This is a genomic window from Propionivibrio sp. (assembly GCF_049316945.1).
Taxonomy (GTDB): Bacteria; Pseudomonadota; Gammaproteobacteria; order Burkholderiales; family Rhodocyclaceae; genus Propionivibrio.
Genome location: NZ_JBMOJE010000209.1, coordinates 1 through 5462, shown reverse-complemented (window position 1 = coordinate 5462; position 5462 = coordinate 1). Strand labels below are relative to the sequence as shown.

At 49.9% G+C, this 5462-nt stretch carries 3 protein-coding genes; all 3 read right to left on the bottom strand.

From position 1 onward, the window contains the following. Window positions 1–229: 229 nt before the first annotated feature. The 3 genes from ACOYNV_RS25360 to ACOYNV_RS25350 all read right to left on the bottom strand — a co-directional run bounded on the left by ACOYNV_RS25360 (window position 230) and on the right by ACOYNV_RS25350 (window position 5350). Complete coding sequence (locus ACOYNV_RS25360; protein WP_422902594.1) at window positions 230–3259, bottom strand: TIM-barrel domain-containing protein; 3030 nt, start codon at window positions 3257–3259, stop codon at window positions 230–232. Between the two features lie 91 nt (window positions 3260–3350). Then, window positions 3351–4067 (bottom strand): hypothetical protein, encoded by a 717-nt coding sequence (locus tag ACOYNV_RS25355; RefSeq protein ID WP_422902593.1) that lies wholly within the window; start codon window positions 4065–4067, stop codon window positions 3351–3353. Next, a complete protein-coding gene (locus ACOYNV_RS25350) occupies window positions 4064–5350 on the bottom strand; it encodes an FG-GAP-like repeat-containing protein (protein WP_422902592.1) in 1287 nt (428 codons plus the stop codon). The genes ACOYNV_RS25355 and ACOYNV_RS25350 overlap by 4 nt, the downstream gene beginning before the upstream one ends. Between the last annotated feature and the right edge of the window lie 112 nt (window positions 5351–5462).

The following is a 5462-nucleotide window of genomic DNA, read 5'->3' as shown; positions in this document are numbered from 1 at the left end:
CAAAGGCGGCAAGTTCTAAAGACGAAAGATCATAAAACCAGTTCATACGCAATTAGCCTTGGGCAAGAAACTTGCCAGAAAAATCTCCGCTTGAGTCCAAAAGGTGAGTCCTCACAAACCTCCAAAACAACACAACTACGACCGAAGCATTGCGTTGAACACGACCTCTACAATGCTAAATCGACGTAAATGTGTTTCGGTGGCATGGTGGGACTCACTTTTCTGCCAACTATAAATATTCTGCTATTAAATTGACGGTCGGCTTGTCGTCAAACACCTTGATGAAGCTGATATTGAGGTTTTCATTGTAATACCAGGCATTATTCGACGACGCGTTGAGCGCATGGCTTCGTTGCTCTGGAGTGTCACCGGTAATTAATTCGACATCCTGACCCGCTAACTTTACGCTCTGCAGGCAACCGGATCCCCCTCTGGTTTCTACCGGATCGTGCAGTATCGCCACGAAATAATATTTCTCCAGCGCCGGTGTGTAGTTGTCATGGACGCGATCGATCTTGATCTCGCGTCTTTTTCCAACGCAGGCGTGCGTTATATCGATCTGGCGATATTCGCCTTTGGCCTGAGTATCGCCCCCGAACTCGACAGGGTGGGCTTCGGGATGGGCAGAAGAACGACTCACCCCATCGTCCAGATACATCGTGTACTCACCCTTGAGCCCCGGATAGATGTTCAGTGTAATCGGATTGGGTTTGCCTTCCTTGTTGAGTTGGCCTACATACTGCTCAAGTTCAATGGTCGGTATGATTGCACCTGCACGCACATAAACAGGAACAATGAAGTGAATGTGGTTGCCTTTGGTATTCAGGCTGGCGTCAAAATCCCGCACCGTCGTACCACCTGCAATTGCGGCACCCAGTGGCATGGTGTTGTCTACGAAACAATACCAGTCGCTGCCGATGGGAAGATAAATATCCCGGTAGCCATAATTGTCATACCCACCCGTTACTTGCGGATCCAGAACAGGGGCGACAAGCAGGTCTTTTCCAACAAAAAACTCGTTGTCGATAAATGACTCTTTGTCATTGAAGAGGGACTTGTCGCCGGGTGATCCGAGAAAGAGGGGGCGGCAGATAGGCAAGCCATCCAGAGTATTCTCAAACATTGCATCGTAGAACAACTGTAGCAGGCGGTAACGCAATTCGATGTAATGTTTGCAGATCGGGAGCACCATACGGTATAGCTCCTGCGGTTCCGGCAATTGCCCCCCACGATATTGATTGAACCATTCAACGTACATGAATGGTTCCTGAAATTCCTTGCGCCCCTTGCGAACGTAGTGATTTCTGAACCAGGGCAGGAAAGCCCCTGCGGCCGTCCAGCGAATCAAGAGTTCCGGGCTTGCCCAGGAGCCGCCATCGAGTCCAGTTTCAAAGCCGCCGATATCCTGACCATTAATCACCACACCGCACATCCCCAAAGAGAGGACTTGCGAGACATTCATTTTCAGAAAATCCCAATCCGACGAATTATCGCCTGTCCACAACCCGGCAAAACGATGGGCGCCCGTGAAGCTGCCCCGACCAATAATAAAGTTTCGGACGTTGTCTCTTCCTTTGAGGTGATTCAGTCCGTGATAGGTAGCCTTGTGCAGATTGTACGAATACAGGTTCCACACCTTGATTGCCGGGGTCTTCTGCGGCTCTGTGTCGCAAATGAAGTCATTCGTCACTTTCAGGCGGAAGGGAAACCCCTTCATATCGCCACGGTAATCTCGAATTGCAGGAGTGGTCATGTCCTGCCACACCATTTCAAGCCCCATGTCGAAAAGGTATTGATACTGCGTACCCCACCAGCGCCGTACCTCTTGCCGGCCTAGATCGGCGTAGTGTCCCGACGTGCCAAGTTCTTTGCCGCTGGCGTCGTTACCGTAGTAAACGCCGCCAATATAGGGCTGTCCGCTATTGAAACCTTCGACGTAACCTTCGTTGGGGCTGAACTCGTTTCCACCTCCATACAACTGGTAGATTTTGCTGTCGGGATTGTCCGGGTCATGGCGATAATCCTGAACGAAATAATTGCCTTCAAGTGCTTGCGTATAGGTTGTATAGCTTGGGTCTTCCCGGCTGATAACAGGAGTGATGTTTGTACTGCACTTCACTCCGCGCTCTTTCAGACGGTGAAACATGGTGTATGGGTCGGGAAACTTGTCGGTATCAATGGTGAAGGTCTGGTAATTATGCTGTATGTCCACGTCCACATGCATACCATCGAGAGGGATTTGATATTCACGATATTTATCGACCGCCCACTCCAGAATGTCGCGCCGCTCATAGCCATAACAACCCTGGTGGTATCCCAGGATGTAGCGAGGCTTCAGCCGTGACTTGCCGACAATGGATGTGAAATTATCAATGATGCTGGCCGGGTCGTTGCCGATAAAAAGATAATAATCAAGGTCGCCGAAGCGCGTACCAAACATGTAACTACTTGAGGAGAGATAGCCGATATCGACCAATAACTGACCGGCATTATCAATAAAAGTGGCGGTGACGCTGTCTTTGTCGGGAACACCGTTAAACTCCACAAAGAAGGGATCCGAGTGATACAGAGGCTCTCTGGGATCGAGGGGGCCACGACCATAGACCTGGCGATAGCGCATGTTGTCGAAATTGAAGTAATTGATTTGTGCGGTATTCTTGCTCAGTGAGTGCCCGCCTTGTTCGCCAAAGCCGATGTACTTGGCGGTGGCCGGCTTATCGATAGCCTGAATGATGGCGTAATCCTCATCGCCATTGGCGGTGAAGTAAATGGGCGTATCGGCTGTCTGCCAGACCAGGAAGGGCTGACCCTGCGTTAAATTGAATACTTTTATTGCAAAAGGCGAATGGGTAACCACCATTTTCATGGTGGGGCGCGAGTCGCCCCCGCTGGTAACCAGTTCGATGCTTCCAGCAGCCTCCTTTGCGACGACCTCGAATTCCTCGTCAACTTCCAGAAGCATCCGCAAATCGCCAAAATTATTCTGAACCACCGAGCGCGTGTTTTCAGAAGGATACTCTGCGGCTACCTTGCCCGGATTGAAGCGCACCCGAAAGGAATCCTTGTGCGGGAAATGAATCAGCATGGCGCATGGTTTTCCATCACGCTTGTTGAAGTTGAGGGTTAAAGATTCGGTCTTTACGTCGAAAGCATGCGAGACCACGCTACTAAGTTGCTCCCACTCTTTATAGCGGTTGAAAAACTGCTCTGCCTTGATGAATCTATTAGCTTCCTTGGAAGAAAAAATCTGACCGGACATGGTTTTACCTTTCGGGATGAGAAACCGAACCTCGAAAAAGAACGCTAAATACAACCTGTGAAATGCTTTAGAACTATTATTGGGTGTTCAATCAATCAATCGGATGGAATTCAATAGCCATCCAGATGCAATCCGTATCAGCGTAGTACTGATGCCATGGATAAATGAATGCACCCTCTTCATCAACACTGGCAAAAGGAACATGCGTATTGCCGGGACTCATGGTGACGTCCTGATAGAGGGTAGAAAAATCATGGGCATGGAACTTCTGCATTCTTCCTGCGCCGTAAATTTGCGTGTGCACCTCCAGGAATTCAGGAACCATATGATGGTTGTGGATGGCGCAATTGGTCTTGGCCGGGGCAAACCACAGATTCACCTTGACCCTGTACGTCCTGAGCGGGCTATCGATCGGTTGACTGGATAGTCCTGTTACATAGCGGGGATCGAACCTGACGGTTCCCAGTTCGTATTGAGCCGATTTCCACAGGGGAGTGTTGCGCGGAAAATCGCTGATGTCACCCAGGAGATGCCATTCCGGATCCAGCACAATACTGCCGATATTCGTTTCTTCGCTGATTTCGATCAGCAGTAGGGAGTCGCAATTACTCACGCTGACGTTCTGGTAAATGCCTGAAGTCCTTGGCAGCAGGTATTTTTCCGGTGGGGCTGAAATGCAGGCTTGTTCATTGCCAAGGTTAACCACAATCGTCCGATCTTCGATGTGATAATTTTTGACGTTGGTCAACCATCGGGCGCGGATATGGTTTTCTGAAAAACGAATCGTCTGCTCCTCATTCGTTTTCATTGGGCGGGGCTCTCGGCACTAACGTTCGACGTCAGCGTTTCTGCCAGGGGCGCGAAGCGGTTGTAGAAAACAGCGATGGATGGATTTTCGGCTTCAAAATAACCGCCCACCGAGTAGCCTATTGTGGCGAAATCCAGCCTGCCATCACCGTCAAAATCAGCCACCGCGATACGCGCTGCCGAGTCATCGGAAACTCGCCACTTCACGAATGTACCCGTCTTGATATCAATGGCTTTGTAATAGAACACTCCCTGCCAAGGCATGGGGCCTCTGAGCGCGACCAGGAATTCATCATCACCATCGCCGTCAAAGTCCGCGCAAATCACGAAGTGTCCAGGCCCTTCACCGAGGGCATTCGGATTGTCGAAGACATCGAGGACAACCCTTTGCCATTTCCAATCCCAGCCGGGGTCAGGCTGAGACTGCATGTCCTTGTAGTAAACCGCGACGGTGTTTCCGTGGAATGGCTCGACCGTGGCAATATAGGCACACACATCATCACCCACCTTGCCCAGATCGACGTTGCCACTTCCCTTGAAACCCGTTTTGGAAGCCTGCCCCGTTTCTCCTGTGCCAATAGACTTCCTGTGCCACTGTTTTTCTACCGCATCATAGTAGAGCCATGTAATGCCTTCTTCGGAGGCGATGAGTGCGGAATCCAGGTTTGAATCTGGTTTGATGTTGAATTTCTTGTTGAAGTCGCCGATGGAAACGCCATGGATAACGTGGTAGTTTCCCTCGTCGATCAGTTGTTCATGCCATTCTGTAGCGTTTTCAATGTCCTCTGGTTGCGTAAACAGTTTTACCGGCACCACGGAATGAACATCATTGGGTCTGCATACAATTGGCAGGGCAAGAACTTCAAGTGTCTGATTTTGGGTGAAGTGACCGACTTTAAGCCGATGCATCGCAGTGGCTCTGCCAATGTAATGGCGTTCCCACTTGCCATCGATTGAGCCTGGATTTTCAAGCCAGTCTATTTTCCCTCCCTCTGGATCACACATCACCATCGTCTGACCATACTGATAGCAAATTATGATGTCGTTACGGCCGTTCCCGTTGATGTCGCCGTGGTGCATCCCAACGGGCCCCGGGTACTTGGCAAGAAGCTTTTTTTTCCAGCCCGGGTTCTTGTACAGGGTCACCTCACCCAAACCGAGACCGTATCCGACAATATCCGGCCTGAAATCGTCTGTGGCAATAAATGCCTCAATCCAGTAGCCATCTTTTCTTTTTTCTTCAACAAGCTGACGTTCGAAATAGGGTTTGAGAAGCTTGTTCATAAGCAGTCTTCCGTCTATAGGTTTTCGACAAAGATAGGTGGGTATTTTAAGAATTCATGAGGATAGGCATTTCAAAGACCCAATCCCAAGTATTCTCGTCCGCAGCATACCA

Coding starts and splice junctions, on each gene's coding strand:
- ACOYNV_RS25350 (WP_422902592.1), bottom strand. CDS start 5,350: ATGAACAAGCTTCTCAAACCCTATTTCGAACGTCAGCTTGTTGAAGAA.
- ACOYNV_RS25355 (WP_422902593.1), bottom strand. CDS start 4,067: ATGAAAACGAATGAGGAGCAGACGATTCGTTTTTCAGAAAACCATATC.
- ACOYNV_RS25360 (WP_422902594.1), bottom strand. CDS start 3,259: ATGTCCGGTCAGATTTTTTCTTCCAAGGAAGCTAATAGATTCATCAAG.